Consider the following 17,755-nt stretch of genomic DNA (forward strand, 5'->3'; position numbering starts at 1 on the left):
CTTACGTAATTAGATTACGAAATTTATTTACCAACTTTAAGAATTGCTAAAAATGCTTCTTGAGGCACTTCAACGTTTCCGAGTTGTTTCATTCGTTTTTTACCATCTTTTTGCTTTTGTAGAAGCTTTTTCTTACGACTTACATCTCCACCATAACACTTTGCAATTACATTTTTACGTAATTGTTTTACGGTTGTACGAGCAATAACATGTTGCCCAATTGCAGCTTGGATCGCAATATCAAACATTTGACGTGGGATTAAGTCCTTTAATGCATCCGCTAACTGACGACCACGTGACTGCGCACTGTCTCTATGTACAATAATAGCAAGTGCATCAACCCGCTCACCATTAATTAAGATATCAACTCGCACCATATCTGAGGTTTGGAAGTACTTAAAGTTATAATCAAGTGAAGCAAAACCACGACTCGTTGATTTTAACTTATCAAAAAAGTCCATTACCACTTCAGCCATCGGCAGTTCGTACGTAACAGCAACTTGTTTACCGTGGTAACTCATTTTCGTTTGCATACCGCGTTTTTCGATACACAATGTAATCACGCTGCCTAAATACTCTTGCGGTACAAGAATATTTGCCTCAACCATTGGCTCACGAATTTCTAAAATATCATTTACTGCTGGTAAATCAGACGGATTATCAATCTGAATAGTACCAGCCTTAGTAACTACTTCATAGATTACCGTTGGTGCGGTAGTGATTAGATCGATATCATATTCACGCTCTAAACGCTCTTGAATGATTTCCATGTGAAGCATGCCTAAGAAGCCGCAGCGGAAACCAAAACCGAGTGCCGTTGAGTTTTCAGGCTCAAAGAATAACGACGCATCGTTTAAACTTAATTTGTTTAGTGCATCACGAAAAGATTCATACTCATCAGAAGCAATCGGGAACATACCGGCATAAACCTGAGGTTTAATTTTTTGGAACCCTGGTAAACGCTGCGGCGCCGCATTTTTTTGATGGGTAATAGTATCCCCCACCGGCGCACCATGAATTTCTTTAATACCCGCAATCACAAAACCCACTTCACCTGTTTTTAAAATGCCAGTATTTGTTTGTTTTGGTGTGAAAATACCAACTTGATCAGCGGTATGAATATGCTCGTTCGACATGATTTTTATTTTATCGCCCGTACGTAGTTCACCGTGCTTAATACGCACAAGAGATACTACACCTTGATACGGGTCAAACCATGAATCAATAATCAATGCTTGAAGCGGTTCGTCTTTTTCACCAACCGGTGGCGGGATGTCTTTAACAATCATCTCTAGCACTTCGGCAATACCAACCCCTGTTTTGGCACTACATTGCACAGCATCTAGAGCATCAATACCAATAATATCTTCAATTTCTTCAGCTACACGAAGCGGATCCGCTTGCGGTAAATCGATTTTATTCAGTACCGGAATAACTTCTAAATCCATTTCAATTGCGGTATAGCAGTTTGCAAGTGTTTGCGCTTCCACGCCTTGCCCAGCATCAACAACTAACAATGCACCTTCACAAGCTGCCAGTGAACGCGATACTTCATATGTAAAGTCAACGTGTCCCGGGGTATCGATAAAGTTTAGTTGATAAGTTTCGCCATCATTGGCTTTATAATTTAGTGTTACACTTTGCGCTTTAATGGTGATCCCACGCTCGCGCTCAATGTCCATTGAATCCAATACTTGTTTTTGCATTTCACGGTCAGTTAAACCACCACAAACTTGGATCAAACGATCAGAAAGGGTCGATTTACCGTGGTCAATATGGGCGATGATCGAAAAATTACGGATATGCTTCATAAACTGGATTCTAAACTTCTATTTTAATGGATTGAGTGTATAAAGCCGCAATTTTACATTCAATTGGCCTTAATCACCATCTATTTGAGTTAAAGGAAGACTAATTGGGTGAATTTTTATTACTTTTATATCATGCCTGAGGCTCTTAACTCGGCTTTTAGCAATAGCAAAACCAGTAAAACCACCGCCTATAGCGGCAATGATTTGTAGCCACTCTGGTGCAGAAAAAACTCCAGCCGCCGTTAACGCAAAACCTAAACTTAACACTAGAGGTAACATATACACAACCAAAGCATGCTTTACCATGTGGCTATCATCTAATGCTAAGGTCACTCTTTGCCCTACAACCACAGGCACAGAAAATTGATAAGGGAAGGTTTTTTTAGCCGTGCCGAATAGCTTACTGAAAACTTGTGAGCCGCACCGGCCATTACAACCAGCACATGCTTGTTTTTGTTGGGCTTCTAAATGCGCAGTGGTGCCTTTAATCGACACCACCGTAAGAGTTTGTTCTATCATTATCTGCTTATTTTACAAAGGTCTTGCAACCGACTCAGCAATCGCCTTAGCTGTTGTTGCAGGTATATTCCCCACTACAGACACATCAAAACTGCCACTATTATGCACATAGACAGTTGTTGCACCAGATGACAAAGCACCACTTGGTCTGCGCCCTGGTAATGGCCGTTGTACAAACACCGAGACTTCTACAAAGCCATCTGAATAAAGGTAGTAGTCGGTCAACTCATTGTTTAAATCCAGTTTATGGCGATCTGATTTTAATAAACTAAATCCATCAGGTAACCAGCCAATTTGCCAATTGCTACTACTTGTATTGATGTCACTTTGAGATGTTGCCGTCGCAGGCAATGGGGTTGGAAATTCACGGCTTAGCATTTCCAGCAGTAGTGCAGCTGGCTCTTCTGTTACACTTATGTGGGTTAATTGTAACTGCTCCAACATCTCACCCGCTTGATTCACGTAGGCTGATTTAAGTAACAATGATGATTCAGCATCTAGCCACAGCCAGTAATTAAACTTGTGCTCATCTTTTGATTCGATACGAACAAGCTGAGCCGCTCGCCCTGCTATGCGACCTTTACCACCTAGCACAAAATCATAATGCTGACTTAAACGTTCAATATCTTTAAACAACACTTCTGGGATGGGACCCGCTATAGAATCGGTATCAATTGAGTAAGGCTCTGATTGTGGTTCGAAATAAGTAACTTGACTATCGATACGCACCATTTCCAGGCCGGCACCATTGAGCAAACTTAAATGCTCAAGTTCGGTGTCACCTTGCTTTGCATGTAACCAGCGGTATGGTTCCATTGATTTACCTTTAACGACCACAAAGGACGCGTCAAAGTTGCGGTTATGTACAGCGTCAGCCATTTTCAACAATAGCTGTTTTGCGGGGTTTTCGTCGTTAGCGAAGGCAGGGGCCATAAGCGCTAACGACAAAATAAAAGTGATTACTTTCATTTAATTAGTTTTTTTCCTCTTCGGCTTGCGCCTCAGTGTGAGCTTTTTCTAATGAATATGCAACACGTGCTTGGCGTTGGTGTTCTAAAACTAACGCGCCAATTCGTTGTTGTTGTAACTCACGTAAACCTTGTTCAGCATTTTGTAATGCAGGTTCTGATGAGTAACTAACAGGTGAAGCCATGCCTGTTACAGGTGTTGTTTGTAACATTGGAATTTCATTAGTTGGTGAGTTTTCACCTTGCGGCAAGGTTTGAATACCCACGATTGCAAACATAGCGACACTGGCTGCAATCGCCAGCTGCGCAACTGGTTTACGCCAGTTAAATGCCACAACATTATCAGTGCCCGTTGCCACAGTAACTGCTGATTGAGACTCTTTTTGAGTAAAGTCAGCATAAACAGGCTCACTTTCCAGCGCTTTTGCCACGCTATCACTAATATCAAAGACGAAGGCATCCTCAGACTCAGCACGCATTACATCACCGATTAGCGCATAACGTCCTAAGGTAGCTGCATCTTGCGGTGCAATGACCTCATCAGTTAATGATTGTTCGCCGTCAAGTAACGCGGATAAATGCTGATCATCCAACTTGTTAACGTGTGCTTTTGTCATATTAAGACTCGCCTATTAATGGGTTTAATTTGTTATCAATTGCTTCACGGGCACGGAAAATACGCGAACGCACCGTCCCGACTGGGCAATCCATCACTACGGCTATTTCTTCATAGCTCATCCCTTCAATTTCTCGTAGGGTGATCGCAGTTTTAAGATCTTCAGGCAAACTATCAATAGTGTTAAAAATCACTGCGCGAACTTCTTCGCTTAATAACACGTTCTCAGGTGATGCATTTGAACGCATTGCATCCGCACCATCATAAAATTCGGCATCGTCAGCATCGATATCATTTGCTGGCGGTTTACGCCCCTGAGCCACTAAGTAATTTTTAGCACAATTAACGGCGATACGGTATAACCAAGTATAAAAGGCACTGTCACCTCTAAAGTTTGGAAGTGCACGGTACGCTTTAATAAAAGCTTCTTGAGCAACATCAGCAATATCACCTTGATTTGAAACATAACGAGAAATCAAACTGGCTATTTTATTCTGATACTTCTTTACTAAAAGATTGAAGGCATTTTTATCGCCTTGCTGGACCCTTTTTACTAGCGCTAAATCCAAATCCTGCTCGCTCATTCGAGCCGGTACTCCTCTGTCTGATTATTGCTTGTCATTCATATCCTGCCATTGTTTACGAATACTCTGACTAGCGAATGAATGAAAAGTTCTGTTTAATATTATTTTTTTATAGAATAGACCATAAATTAACTCGCGAACGATGAAAATCACTAATAGTGTCGCGCCAAATATGATACATATACGCCTATCATAATATTATTTGCTCATTGCTATTTATAAGCGAGTAGTGGGCATTGTAACCGCAAAGAACACGGACATGAACCAAAATAAACACCACATCGCTGATGTCGCTATTATTGGTAGCGGCGCTGCCGGCCTTTCATTAGCACTTTCTTTAGCTAATCATTGTAACGTTACCGTGATCAGCAAAGGTGAATTAACGGAAGGTTCTACCCTTTATGCGCAAGGTGGTATTGCCGCCGTGTTCGATAAAAAGAATGACAGCATTGAATCACATGTGCAAGATACTTTAGACGCTGGCGGTGGTTTGTGTGATCGCGATGCCGTTCATTATACAGCAAGTAATGCTCCAAACTGTTTGCAATGGCTAATTGAGCAAGGCGTGCCTTTTGATATGGAATTTGATAGCAAAGGCAAAGAGCGCTTTCACTTAACTCGTGAAGGTGGTCACAGCCACCGTCGTATTTTACATGCTGCCGATGCAACAGGCCGTGCAGTACAAACAACCTTGATCAGCCAAGTTCAAGCACATGCCAATATCACTTTGCTTGAGCAATATAATGCGATCGATTTGATTGGCGATAAAAAACTAGCGCAAACTGGTAAGCATATTCATGGTATCTATATGTGGAACCGGTGTGCTAAACGTGTCGAGACTATTTCAGCTAAGTTTTTTGCACTGGCGACTGGTGGTGCCAGTAAAGTATATTTATATACCTCAAACCCAGATGTATCCAGTGGTGATGGCATAGCCATGGCTTGGCGGGCAGGCTGTCGAGTTGCTAATATGGAATTTAATCAATTTCACCCGACCAGTTTGTATCACCCTGAATTACAAAATTTCTTAATTACTGAAGCTATGCGTGGCGAAGGGGCATATTTAAAGCGTCCTGATGGGACACGCTTTATGAAAGACTTTGATGAACGAGAAGAACTTGCCCCGCGAGATATTGTAGCGCGTGCTATCGACTTTGAAATGAAACGTTTAGGCGCTAATTGTGTCTATCTAGACATCAGCCATAAAGATAAAGATTTTATTATTGAGCACTTCCCAACCATTTATGCAAAATGTTTAAGTGTAGGCCTTGATATTACAAAAGAGCCTATTCCTGTGGTGCCTGCGGCGCACTATACCTGTGGTGGGGTGATGACGGACTTTAATGGCAAAACTGATTTAGATAATCTATATGCAATTGGTGAAGTTGCTTATACTGGTCTGCATGGTGCTAATCGTATGGCCAGTAACTCTTTATTAGAATGTATTGTATTTGCCCATGCTGCAGCTAAAGATATTTTAGCAAAAATACAGCACAGCCCGGCACTCAAAGAGTTGCCTGTATGGGATGAAAGTCGCGTGACTAACTCAGACGAAGAAGTAGTGATCACCCATAACTGGCATGAGTTACGCTTATTTATGTGGGATTATGTCGGAATTGTCCGTTCAACTAAACGCTTAGAGCGCGCCCTACACCGTGTTGAATTATTACAGCAAGAAATTCGTGATTACTATGCAAACTTCCGTGTCTCAAATAACTTACTTGAGCTACGTAATTTAGTACAGGTCGCGGAGCTTATCATTCGTAGTGCGATGGAACGTAAAGAAAGCCGCGGTTTACATTACACCATTGACTATCCGCAATTAAATGACAACCCAACCCCCACTATTTTGACTCCCCACACTCACGACGAGCAGCCAAAGTAGCGCGTTTTAATCGAACAAAACTTTGTTTATCCACCCCACTGGCGTTAATTATTAGCCAGTGGGAGCTTGTAAAGCCCTCAATATAGAGCCATACACTGCGCTGATAAGCGCGGCTTTTGTTACTGATATGACCATTTATCTTAATGGTGTCGTTTTCAAAACGACACTGTTCAGAATCGAGTATAAACACGCCGTGTTCAGGGTGAGATTTGCTATACCATTGCCAACTAATAAAGCCACAAATCGCGCAACAAATCACACAAACTATTTGCGCATAGATAGTCGTTAAAAATAAGCTATAACATATTGCAAACAAGCTAAAATAGACCACAAAAGGCTTGTGGTCCGCTAGATTGTTTTCAATGATAAACCTATACACGAACTCGGTCTAAGATCAGTTGCACCATTTGCTTAAGCTCAGGATCTTTACATTCTTGATGCCCCATAAACCATGCAAATAGGTCCGGATCATCCGCTTCTAACAAACGTTGCAGTACTGCTTGCTGCTGTGCTGATAACGAATCAAATGCCTCATCTACAAATGGCATAAATAACACGTCTAGTTCTAACATGCCGCGACGACAAGCCCAGCGAATACGCGCTTTATTGTGAATTTCAGTCATTTTCTACCTCGAACTTAGTTGCTGTGCAGTTTAACAAATTGCACCTGAATAAACAGCTATTTATGCACCTATACCAGCAGCGCTAACTACGTTATTATATGTGCCTACATTTCTTGTCACGCAGGTTTTTATGTCAACAGTATACGCATGCCCTTTATCACATCAGCTGATCCGTATAAGCGGTGTTGATAAACTCGCCTACCTTCATGGCCAAATCACCCAAGATATTAATAAACTCAGTCAAACTAATTTTTTATGGACTGGGCACTGCAATGCCAAAGGCAAACTCTGGAGTGTTGCCAAACTTTTTGCATATCAAGAAAGTTACTACTTAGCCGCCTCTGCCGCTGAAGTTGCACAATCTCTAGCTGAGTTAAAAAAGTATGCGGTGTTTTCAAAAGTAGAAATACAGACTGATAACAACAAGCTAATTGGCCTTCTCGGTGATGATTTAACAGCAACATTAGCGGCATTAGAGATCCACTTTAATGAGCAAGACAGTGCATGTAATTTTAGTCATGGTAAAGCACTTAAATTAGCAGATAACCGTATATTACTTATGGTTAATGCCGACTTTTCTCTGCCTGACGATGTTATTGCCTTAGAAAACGATGCACTTTGGCAACAACATAGTATTTTAGCTGGCGAGCCTGAGCTTAACGAAGAAGCACTCGGTGAATACGTACCGCAAATGGTTAACCTGCAAGCAATTAACGGAATAAGCTTTCGTAAAGGCTGCTACACAGGCCAAGAAACCGTTGCGAGAATGAAATACCTTGGTAAAAACAAACGTGCAATGTATATCGTATCAGGACACAGTGATGGTGAGCTCGCGGAGCCAGAGCTTGAAACCCAAATGGGTGAAAACTGGCGTCGTGCTGGTAAATTAATCAGTCAAGCCTACAATCAACAAAGTAAAACCTTATTTGGCCTTGTTGTGTTGCCAAACGACAGTGAACCTAGTCAGTTGCTGCGTGCAAAACATGCCCCAACGGTAGAGTTATCAATTCTTCCTCTACCCTATTCTCTCGAAGACGCATAAATAGGAGTGACTATGATCATTGCAGCAAACAAAGTGGTAAAAATGCATTATTCAGTAATGGATAACGACAAAAACTCTATCGATAACTCATTTGATGGCGAACCACTCATCTTTATCGTTGGTACCGGTTACCTAATTCAAGGGCTAGAAGATGCGTTACAAGGCAAACAAGCTGGCGATACTCTAAGTGTCACAGTGCCACCAGAGCAAGGCTATGGTGAGCGCCATGATGAACTAATGCAAGCTGTACCAAAATCGATGTTTGAAGGAATGGAAATTGAAGTTGGCATGCAATTTAGAGCCTCAACAGATGACGGCGACCAATCGGTAATGATCATTGATATTCAAGAAGATGAAGTGATTGTTGATGGTAATAACCCACTAGCTGGTATTACTCTAAACTTTGATGTAGAAATACTTGAAGTACGCGATGCAACAGCTGACGAACTAGCTCATGGGCATGTTCACGGTGCAGGCGGTTGTGGTCACGATCACTAATATCGACAGTATTACCGATATAAAAAAGCGCTACGGCGCTTTTTTTATATTGCCCAAATTATACGGCTTCAATTTCTTCAGGCTGGCTAATTTTATCAGCTAAAGCGGCTAATAACCCAGCTTGATCATTGGTCCCTAATCGATATTGGCTACCATCTTTTAAAGTTAACTGTACTGCACTAAAACCTGACACTGTGTATACCCAGCCATCATGTGTAATACGTAGGCCTATACCATGTCGAAAAGAGTTTTCTACAGCTTTAGCTTCCACGATATCCGCTAATTGTAATGTATCACCGAAGACCCCAGGACCAAAACCCCAACTTATCTGGCTGTCATCCACTTTAATCGTTAAACCATGGAATAAAAAACCCACCAGCACTAAAATCGCAGCAAATACCATTAACGGCATATCTGCACCAATTAAATACCACGCTAAACCTACAAAGCTGGCTATCCAGCTTAAAATTACAAAAATGAACAGTGCAAATTGCTTATGTTGATACATACTACTCTCTAAAAACTATAAACTAATGTCGCACTTAGCTCTGAGTCAAACTTTAATTTGTCGTCTTCCGGTTTGGAGTTATAACGATACAAATAGGCGAACTTTAGGGATACTGAGCCCATAACTTGACTTATTAATGAGGTTTCTGACTTTAATCGCGAGTTGAGCCCTGATAAGGATTGCTCAATACTTAAATCTTGATTAAAGCGAGTGCGTGTTGATACTGTACGCTCCCACTGCAAGGCTAGGCGTAATAAATAACCGGTTTTGGTTTCATCTTCACCCTCTTCGAGTTCGGCATCATCCTCTGCCACAGAGCGATATAAGCCAGGCCCAATATCAAAATCCACTTGGTTCTTCACACCTTGATATAAACGATTACCGTAACCGGCAGCTAACGTACTTTTGAAATCAAGACCACTGAATTCATCTTCTTCATAATCACCATATATAAAGAAGGAGGCATTTTTTTCCCCTACTTTATAATTGCCTTGAGCAGAGAGAAAAATACGGTTAGCAGACACTTCATCATTGCCTGTAGTGTCATTTCGATCACGCTTATATAAGCTATCTATTTTAAATTGATTGCGCCACTTTTCGAGATCTTGATATAAATTACCTTTAAACTTCAAGCTCGTCGAATTGGTATTACCACGGCTAACAATAAAACCAAACTCAGTATCGCCGTATAAAAGCTCACCTTGGTGGATTTTATGGATCTCTTCATCCGAGAGTTGCCCATACTCATGGAAATCTTCAAAAGGATCAACGGCCCAAGCATTAACACTCAGCAAGCAGCTTATTAACAGTAATAACCTAATCACTGTACGCTCACTTGACTGATGCTTAAAACAGGGCGTCTTTCACACAAATACAACATCGATATTATTCGCTATCTTTCCACAAAATATGACAAAACGGGGCGTCTTTATCACGGCTGATCAAAATTTTCGCAAATAATATATCTTGATTGTCGAACTCAAGGCCAACCAAAACCTGTAGAAATAATTCCGGCTCTATTTCCAATGCCACAAAGTCATGCCATTGATCATCAGGTTCACCTTCCTCAATAAAGCCAAGCTCTTCACGGTGTTGATTAAAATCTTCAATATCTTGCTCGCTAAGGTTATCAGGGGCTAACTCTAGAAAGATATCGTAAGCTTGGTGTGTTACTTCTTCTTCGCTGTATAAACGTGGCCCGCTCATGATCTTCACCTGCTAATAATTAATTAGCTAGATAATATCAAACTCCAATTAATTTTTGTCAAAAAAAGTCAGGTTTCCCTGACTTTTCTCTGACTTTACTAGTAATATAAGCAGTTATTCTTCCGTTTGAGGCTGTCCCTTCGCTTTTTCACGCATGCTTTGTACTAACACATAGAATACAGGTACAAACAACGTCCCAAACAAAGTAGCAGCAATCATTCCAGACATGACGGTTGTACCCAGAGATATTCTACTCCCTGCTCCTGCCCCTGATGCTAAGACGAGTGGAAGCACCCCTAAAATAAACGAGAGAGCTGTCATTAATACAGCCCTAAAACGCTGTTTTGCAGCGGTGACTGCAGCATCATAAATACTATAGCCGGCTTCTCTGAGTTCCTTGGCAAACTCGACAATTAGAATTGCCGTTTTAGTTGACATACCCACGAGTAAAACAAAGCCTACTTGTGCATAAATACTGTTACTTAGGCCAACCACGTAAAGTGTAATTAGTGAGCCAAACATCGCAAGTGGCACTGCAGCAACGACGGATATAGGAATTGTCCAGCTTTCATATTGCGCGACTAAAAATAAGAACACAAATAATACTGACAACGCAAATAAAACCCCAGCGACATCTCCGGCCTCTATTTCTTGTCGCGTTTGACCGGCCCACTCAAAAACATAACCATCGGGTAAGTTATCAGATAATGTTTTCATTGCTGCAATCGCATCTCCCGATGAATAACCATCATTTGGCATCCCGGAAATAGACGCACTGCGATATAAATTAAAGTGCTCCATTCGAGTGGGGCCAAGTATTGGTTTTAATTTAGCTAACGTAGTTAGCGGAACCATATCTCCTTCTCCATTTCGTACATAAAAGTACTGCAAATCATCAGGCTTGGCACGGTATTGCGCGTCAGCTTGTATTAACACCTGATACGTTCGACCAAATTGATTAAAGTCATTGATATACAAAGACCCTAATTGTGCTTGCAAAGTAACAAAAATATCACTTAAGGCAATCTGCTGTGCTTTTGCTTTGTCGCGGTCAACTTCAAGGAAGTATTGCGGTGAGCCCGCTCGGTAGGTACTAAATACAGCTTTAAGTTCTGGCCGCTGGTTCGCTTCGTATATCAAGCCACTCATCACTTGTGCAAGTTCGGTTGCATCACGTCCTAACGTATCTTGCAGGCGATATTCAAACCCAGCACTATTACCTAAACCAGGCACTGGCGGTGCATTGAATACCATGATCTGTGCATCAGGCAAAGCCCATAATTCACCTTGTAAACGACTAATAACTTGCTCTGCTTGTAATTCTGGAGATTCACGTTCAGACCAATCATGTAAAACAACAATACCTAGGCCATTATTCGCGCCAGAGCCACTTAAGATACTAAAACTTGAGACTGCGATAAAATCGGATACAGCAGGGTCATTTAATACAATATCATTTACTTTTGCCATCACATCATCTGTTCGACTTAACGCGGCTGAGTCTGGCAATTGAACATCAATGAAGAAATAACCTTGATCTTCTGCAGGCACAAAACCTGTGGCAACATTTTGTGAAAGCCAACCAGTGCTAGCAAATAATACCAACACCAATATACCTACACGCCCAACCCGTTTAATTAAATAGCCCACAAAGCTTGTGTATTTTCCCGTTGTTCTCGTTATAACACGTTCAAAAGGTTGTAACCATTTTACTGGTTTTAGCTTCTCATGACTGAGCATAAGTGCGCAAAGTGCCGGACTTAAAGTTAATGCATTCACAGCCGAAATCACTACCGCACACGAAATCGTCACTGAAAATTGGCGATATAGTTCACCGGTGATCCCTGGCATAAATCCAACAGGCACAAATACCGCAAGTAAAATTAAGGTTGTAGCAATCACGGGACCTGTGATCTGCTCCATGGCTTTAGTAACTGCAGGAACAATTTCAAGTTGCTCCTCTTTCAGAATGCGCTCCACGTTCTCAATGACAATTATCGCATCGTCTACAACGATACCAATTGCTAACACTAAACCAAATAAAGTAATTAAGTTTATAGAAAACCCCATTGCCATCATACACGCAAAAGTACCTATAAGAGACACTGGGATGGCGATAGTAGGAATTAACGTTGCTCGCCAATTTTGTAAGAAAAAGAAGCACACTAATACAACTAAAATAATGGCCTCAAAAAGTGTGTCTTTCACTTCTTCAATTGAACGGTCGATAAACTCTGTGGTGTCGTACGGTATAGTGTAATTAAGCTTATCTGGAAACTCTTCTGATAAATTTGCCATCACTGCTTTTACATTAGCCGCCACTTGCGTTGCATTTGCATCTGGTAATTGATAAATCGCAATAAATGACGTGTCATTACCATTATACTTCGCTGTACCTTTATAGCTTTTTGAGCCTCGCTCAATGCGTGCGACATCTCTTAAGCGAACAAAGTTACCATCGAGCGCCGCACGTACAATAATATTTCCAAACTCCTCCTCTGTTACTAACCGACCTTGAGCCTGAATGGGGTATTCAAATTGCTGCCCTTCTGGCGAAGGCGCTGCCCCGAGCTTACCCGCAGCTACAACGGTGTTTTGTTCTGTTATTGCAGATTGTACCTCTGCAACTGTAACACCCAGTGCTGCCATTCGATCCGGCTTTAGCCAAACCCGCATAGAATATGACTTTTGACCTAGCACTAGAGCGGCAGAAACACCATCAATCCTAGCCAAAGGCTCAGTAATAAAGTTACTGGCATAATTACTTAAGTACATAGAATCAAAAGCTGGATCGTCAGCGATTAAGTTTATACCCATTAACATATTGCTGGAACGCTTAAAGACTTGTACACCTTGTGCTAATACATCAGCTGGTAGGAAAGGTTCGGCTAATGCCACCCGGTTTTGCACATTCACCTGTGCCATATCGGTGTCTGTGCCAACTTTGAAGTACACCGATATTGTTGCTTTGCCATCACTGTCAGCCTTGGACTCGATATACATCATGTCCTCAACCCCATTGACGGTTTTTTCTATTTGCCTTATCACCGTCTCTTCAAGGGTCGTTGCACTAGCCCCCGGAAACTTAGCTTGAATCATTATTTGCGGCGGCACTATTTGTGGATACATATTGACAGGTAATTGCATCATCGCAATTAAACCAGCAATTGTTATCACAATAGAAATAACCAGTGCCAACTTTGGCCGAGTAATAAACGTTTTACTGATCATGATAACTCCTATTGCGCAACAACTGATGTCATGCCAGTTACAGGATTAACTGTTTTCATGACAGGCTTTACCTTAGCACCGGCTTTTACCTTCTGTTGCCCCTCAAATATAATTCGCTCACCTTCTTCAAGCCCACCTTCTACCACCCACATTGCCTCTATACGACGACCTAACTTAACCGCTCGTTGTAACACTTTGTCATCACTGTCTAAAACCAATACAAACTTACCTTGCTGATTTTCTTGTACAGCAGCTTGAGGAATAAGAGCTTGCAATTCTTTTTTCTGACTCTCGAGCATTAAAGTCACAAACAAGCCAGGTACTACTACATCATTTGGATTTGCAAATGATGCCCTAAGCTCAACAGTGCCTGTACTTTGGTCAATTTTTGTATCAGCAAAATTTAATACCCCTTTAGAATCAAAGGCGGTATTATTTGGCAGACGAATACTAATATCCATAGAGAAGTTATCGATCCCTTGATGAGCCTGACGATAGCTAATGTAATCAGCCTCTTCGACTTGAAAAGTAACAAATATAGGATCAAAATCAGTTAGTGTTGCCAATGGGCCTGATGACAAGCCCACAATATTGCCTATGTCATAATTCACCTTGCCTATCTGACCATCAAATGGGGCATAAATTTGGGTATAACTTAAATTCAATTTGGCTTTTTCAAGGGAAGCCTCTGCCGATTTAACCGCGGCTCTAGCTTGATCAAAGTTAGTTGTTAGTTGATCAAGATCTGCTTGAGAGATAAAGCCATCTTGTGCGATTTCTTTGCCACGCTTTAAATCACGTTCAGCGGCATCTAAACCTACAACTTTACTTTTTAAATCAGCTTCAATTTCAGCAACTGAGGAACTAAATTCCTGCGGGTCGATAGTAAAAAGTAACTGTCCTTTTTCAACTTTAGTACCTTCATCAAAATGGCGTTCGATCAGTTCTCCTTCGACACGTGCGCGAATTGCGACTTCTTGAAAAGCTTCTGTTCGCGCAACAAACTCTCGGTAATTACCAATCTCTCGTAAATCTACTTTATAAACAGAAACGGCAGGGAATGGCGCTGCGGGGTTATTCTCTGTAGGTTCAGTACAACCAGATATAACACCAACCATACATGCCATTGAATAGAGTACTTTCCTTATTTTAGTCACTTTAACCTCGTTGAATTTAATAAAATTTCCAAATTTTACTCATCACCAGCACCACAAAAGCAAAGCAATGTTTTATATAAGCAAAGATAAGTGTAGTTTATAATAAACACATCACCGCAAATTACCTAATACAGGCACTACTATAACATTAATTTCTATCAATCAACTTTACTTAATCATCTATTATAAATAAGCTCAAGTAACAGGTCTGAGGAGTTAGCATGATAAACTTTGAAAAACGACAATCGATTGCGTATGTAACATTATCCCGAAAGGATAAGCAGAACGCGTTAAACTTTGATATGTTCAAACAGCTCGCAACAATGATTAAGCTAATTAAAAAAGACGCCTGTATCCGTGCTGTTGTCATTCAAGGAGACGGAGAACATTTTTGTGCCGGATTGGATGTATCAGCCGTGATGAAAAGTCCTGCTAATATTGCCAAGCTGCTGTTTAAGTGGTTACCTGGGAACTGTAATTTAGCTCAGCAAGTTGTTCTTGGCTGGCAATCGTTAAGTGTGCCAGTATTTGCGGTAATTCAAGGTAACTGCTTTGGTGGCGGGCTACAAATAGCACTTGGCGCTGATTATCGTATTGTTCATCCAGATGCTCAATTAGCGATTATGGAAGCACGCTGGGGACTTTGTCCTGATATGGGGGCGAATGTGATTTTACCCAGCTTAATAAAACGTGATGATGCCATGTGGCTTGCCAGTCATGCCGCGCCTATCAGTGCAGATAAAGCATTGCAATTGGGCTTAATTACGCAAGTAAGTGATGACCCCTCACAGTGTTGTTTAGCAATGATAGACACCTTGTTAGCTCGCTCACCCGATACATTGGCGGCAATCAAGCGTGTTACCCAACAAAGTTTTAGCTCCTCAAAAAGACAAATTTTGGCCAAAGAAACAATTAGCCAAATTCGCTTACTGATGAATGGCAATACCAAAAAAGCCATTGCTATAGCAAAAGGCGCCGATAACATTGAGTATCACAATAGCAAACGCTGGTAACAAAACGCGCGTAATATGACGACTCAACAATAAGTCGCATAGTGTTAAGTAACAAAACATGGTGAAGTAATACCCAAACAGCTATGAGTCAATAATTAATGGACGTTAAAACATCTTTGCCCATCAAGCTTCTCCCTTATTTGATCAGCAGTACATTAATTGTAGGCTGCTTAGCCGTTGCCAAGCTGATAATGAATTGGTTGCAAGGCAGTTTCCCCGCCCCATTATTAGGTATGTTGATCTTACTTACACTGCTTTTAACCAAAACAGTAAAAGAGCAGCATATCGCACCATCAGCTAAACCACTGTTAAACTTTATGCCATTATTTTTTATCCCTGCGGGGGTCGGCTTTATCGAGCACCTTGAACTCATCAAACAACAATGGCAGTTCTTAACCGCAACACTTATTTTGGTACCGTTAACTAGCTTATTATTAATCGCTTTTGTGATTGGCTTATTTAAAGGACGCGCTGAGCATGGATGAGCTCGGATGGCTTAGTACCATCGTCATTATCACGTTATTTTTAGGGTTAAAAAAACTGAATGCAATCATTAAGAACCCTTTGCTTAAAGCGCTAACTAACCCAGTTTTGATGACGATTATGTTACTTGCTTTATTATTAATCAGTTGCTCACTACCCTACTCACAACTTGCAAACGATAGTCAATTATTAACTAGCCTGTTGGAGCCGGCAATTGTTGCACTTGCATTACCTCTATACCAACAATTTATACATATACGGAACAACCTAATACTCATTTTGATCAGTTGTAGTATAGGGATAATCAATGCCACCGTCATGGCAACGCTGCTCAGTGCCGCATTTGATGCTCCTCCGCAATTGGCGGCATCTGTTGCCGCTTTATCAGTCACAACACCGATTACATTATTAGTAACCGAATCACTCGGTGGGATCCCTTCTTTAGCAGCTACAATGGTCATTTTTATAGGTATACTCGGCGCATTATTTGCTTTGATGATCTTGCGGTTAGTGGGCGTTCACAATCACCAAGCACAAGGCGTTGCAATTGGCACCACTTTCCATGCCATTGGCACTGCAGCGGTCTTAACTGAGCCTCAAAAAATCAGCGCTTTTGCGTCCGTTGCTATGGCATTAAGTGCATTACTTACGGCATTAATTGTGCCGCTACTTTATCCATTTTTAAGTCAAGCTCTGCTATGATGATCTGTAATATTCTAATCGAACTATTTATGGCAAAGAGATGATCAGCACAGAAATTCAGCAAGTCGAAAAATACTACACCATGATCAGTGAGTACCTCGTTAAATACAGCATGCAGTTAGTGGGTGCATTGTTGATATTAGTTTTTGGCTTATGGGTCGCACAGAAAATCTCAAAAATGGTTGCCGCTTTAATGACGCGCAATAACATTGACGTGACGCTCACCAACTTTATCAGTAATGTTGTGAAAGTTTTACTGATCGTGATTTTTGTCATTATTGCGTTAGGTAAAATAGGCATAAGTGTTACCCCTTTTGTTGCCGCTATTGGTGCTGCTTCCTTAGGTGCAGGTTTAGCGTTACAAGGTATGCTATCAAACTATGGCGCTGGCTTAGCCATTATTGCTACTCGCCCCTTTATTGTTGGTGACACGATTGAAGTTAAAAATGTCAGTGGTCAAGTCAAGACTATCGAACTGGGCTATACCATTTTAATTAACGAAGAAAAAGTCGAAATAACCATTCCCAATAAACATATTGTTGGAGAAATACTGCATAACTCGTTTAACTATTCATTAGTCAAAGGGGAGATTGATATAGCCTACAATGCCAATGCAGAGCATGCCATCGAGCTTATTGAAAAGGTTTTAAAAGTACATGAGTTAGTTGCTGATGAACCTAATGCGCAAGTGGGTATTGAGCGCTTTGCACAAAGCGGTGTAACCATTAGCTATCGATACTGGGTGCCAACAACAAAAATTATCGAAACTAAGCTGGCAATAAATGGCGGTGTTTATAACGCAATTCAGGGGGCAGATATTGAAATTCCATTCCCGCAACGTGTTATTACTATTAATAATCAAGAACGTGATAGTTGACCCTGATAATCTTTGGGGTTTAATTTTCTGTG

The 17,755-nt window shown here is 41.2% G+C and carries 19 protein-coding genes; 7 read left to right on the plus strand and 12 right to left on the minus strand.

Features of this window, described 5'->3' with window-relative positions:
- Window positions 1-23: 23 nt before the first annotated feature.
- The 5 genes from lepA to rpoE all read right to left on the minus strand — a co-directional run bounded on the left by lepA (window position 24) and on the right by rpoE (window position 4,498).
- The gene (gene lepA, locus KAN5_RS10260; RefSeq protein ID WP_016709855.1) at window positions 24-1,811 is read right to left on the minus strand and encodes a translation elongation factor 4; all 1,788 of its coding nucleotides are present in this window, start codon (window positions 1,809-1,811) and stop codon (window positions 24-26) included.
- Window positions 1,812-1,880: 69 nt separating this feature from the next.
- Window positions 1,881-2,330, minus strand: coding sequence for a SoxR reducing system RseC family protein (locus tag KAN5_RS10265; protein WP_016709856.1), 450 nt, complete (start codon window positions 2,328-2,330; stop codon window positions 1,881-1,883).
- A 12-nt stretch (window positions 2,331-2,342) separates the two neighbouring features.
- Window positions 2,343-3,299 (minus strand): MucB/RseB C-terminal domain-containing protein, encoded by a 957-nt coding sequence (locus tag KAN5_RS10270; RefSeq protein WP_016709857.1) that lies wholly within the window; start codon window positions 3,297-3,299, stop codon window positions 2,343-2,345.
- A gap of 4 nt (window positions 3,300-3,303) precedes the next feature.
- Entirely contained in the window at window positions 3,304-3,915 is a 612-nt protein-coding gene (locus KAN5_RS10275; protein WP_016709858.1) for an RseA family anti-sigma factor, read from the minus strand.
- 1 nt (window position 3,916) lies between these two features.
- The gene (gene rpoE, locus KAN5_RS10280; RefSeq protein ID WP_016709859.1) at window positions 3,917-4,498 is read right to left on the minus strand and encodes an RNA polymerase sigma factor RpoE; all 582 of its coding nucleotides are present in this window, start codon (window positions 4,496-4,498) and stop codon (window positions 3,917-3,919) included.
- 259 nt (window positions 4,499-4,757) lie between these two features.
- On the opposite strand from rpoE, the gene nadB reads away from it, so the two are divergent.
- Window positions 4,758-6,383: an L-aspartate oxidase gene (gene nadB, locus KAN5_RS10285; RefSeq protein WP_016709860.1), complete on the plus strand. Its 1,626-nt coding sequence runs from the start codon at window positions 4,758-4,760 to the stop codon at window positions 6,381-6,383.
- Here the strand turns inward: nadB and KAN5_RS10290 are convergent.
- Window positions 6,343-6,642, minus strand: coding sequence for a hypothetical protein (locus KAN5_RS10290; RefSeq protein WP_232321866.1), 300 nt, complete (start codon window positions 6,640-6,642; stop codon window positions 6,343-6,345). The two genes, nadB and KAN5_RS10290, sit on opposite strands and share 41 nt — an antisense overlap.
- 112 nt (window positions 6,643-6,754) lie before the next feature.
- Window positions 6,755-7,006: a succinate dehydrogenase assembly factor 2 gene (locus KAN5_RS10295; RefSeq protein WP_016709862.1), complete on the minus strand. Its 252-nt coding sequence runs from the start codon at window positions 7,004-7,006 to the stop codon at window positions 6,755-6,757.
- Window positions 7,007-7,136: 130 nt separating this feature from the next.
- Between KAN5_RS10295 and ygfZ the strand changes: the two genes are divergently transcribed.
- Together ygfZ and KAN5_RS10305 are read left to right on the plus strand one after the other, a co-directional pair.
- A complete protein-coding gene (gene ygfZ / locus KAN5_RS10300) occupies window positions 7,137-8,048 on the plus strand; it encodes a tRNA-modifying protein YgfZ (protein ID WP_016709863.1) in 912 nt (303 codons plus the stop codon).
- A gap of 12 nt (window positions 8,049-8,060) precedes the next feature.
- Window positions 8,061-8,546 carry a peptidylprolyl isomerase gene (locus KAN5_RS10305; RefSeq protein ID WP_016709864.1) on the plus strand — a complete coding sequence of 162 codons (486 nt, stop codon included), beginning with the start codon at window positions 8,061-8,063 and terminating at the stop codon, window positions 8,544-8,546.
- 58 nt (window positions 8,547-8,604) lie between these two features.
- Here KAN5_RS10305 and KAN5_RS10310 read toward each other — a convergent pair whose 3' ends face one another.
- The 5 genes from KAN5_RS10310 to KAN5_RS10330 form a co-directional block, all read right to left on the minus strand.
- Entirely contained in the window at window positions 8,605-9,054 is a 450-nt protein-coding gene (locus KAN5_RS10310) for a hypothetical protein (protein ID WP_016709865.1), read from the minus strand.
- A gap of 8 nt (window positions 9,055-9,062) precedes the next feature.
- A complete protein-coding gene (locus KAN5_RS10315) occupies window positions 9,063-9,878 on the minus strand; it encodes a DUF481 domain-containing protein (protein WP_244389656.1) in 816 nt (271 codons plus the stop codon).
- 61 nt (window positions 9,879-9,939) lie between these two features.
- Window positions 9,940-10,260: an HI1450 family dsDNA-mimic protein gene (locus KAN5_RS10320; protein ID WP_244389657.1), complete on the minus strand. Its 321-nt coding sequence runs from the start codon at window positions 10,258-10,260 to the stop codon at window positions 9,940-9,942.
- Window positions 10,261-10,374: 114 nt separating this feature from the next.
- Window positions 10,375-13,491 (minus strand): multidrug efflux RND transporter permease subunit, encoded by a 3,117-nt coding sequence (locus KAN5_RS10325; protein WP_244389658.1) that lies wholly within the window; start codon window positions 13,489-13,491, stop codon window positions 10,375-10,377.
- A gap of 8 nt (window positions 13,492-13,499) precedes the next feature.
- Window positions 13,500-14,648, minus strand: a complete 1,149-nt coding sequence (locus tag KAN5_RS10330; protein ID WP_244389659.1) for an efflux RND transporter periplasmic adaptor subunit — start codon at window positions 14,646-14,648, stop codon at window positions 13,500-13,502.
- Window positions 14,649-14,869: 221 nt separating this feature from the next.
- Here KAN5_RS10330 and KAN5_RS10335 point away from each other — a divergent pair, with 221 nt between their 5' ends.
- From KAN5_RS10335 to KAN5_RS10350, 4 genes are all read left to right on the plus strand, one after another.
- Window positions 14,870-15,661 carry a crotonase/enoyl-CoA hydratase family protein gene (locus KAN5_RS10335; protein WP_016709870.1) on the plus strand — a complete coding sequence of 264 codons (792 nt, stop codon included), beginning with the start codon at window positions 14,870-14,872 and terminating at the stop codon, window positions 15,659-15,661.
- A gap of 98 nt (window positions 15,662-15,759) precedes the next feature.
- A complete protein-coding gene (locus tag KAN5_RS10340; protein WP_138554574.1) occupies window positions 15,760-16,146 on the plus strand; it encodes a CidA/LrgA family protein in 387 nt (128 codons plus the stop codon).
- Window positions 16,139-16,846 (plus strand): LrgB family protein, encoded by a 708-nt coding sequence (locus KAN5_RS10345; protein WP_138554573.1) that lies wholly within the window; start codon window positions 16,139-16,141, stop codon window positions 16,844-16,846. The genes KAN5_RS10340 and KAN5_RS10345 overlap by 8 nt, the downstream gene beginning before the upstream one ends.
- A 40-nt stretch (window positions 16,847-16,886) precedes the next feature.
- On the plus strand, window positions 16,887-17,723 hold the full coding sequence (locus tag KAN5_RS10350) for a mechanosensitive ion channel family protein (protein WP_016709873.1): 837 nt from the start codon (window positions 16,887-16,889) through the stop codon (window positions 17,721-17,723).
- The last annotated feature ends 32 nt before the right edge of the window (window positions 17,724-17,755 follow it).

The sequence above is a fragment of the Pseudoalteromonas sp. KAN5 genome, assembly GCF_022846535.1.
In the GTDB taxonomy this organism is placed as follows: Bacteria; Pseudomonadota; Gammaproteobacteria; order Enterobacterales; family Alteromonadaceae; genus Pseudoalteromonas; species Pseudoalteromonas haloplanktis.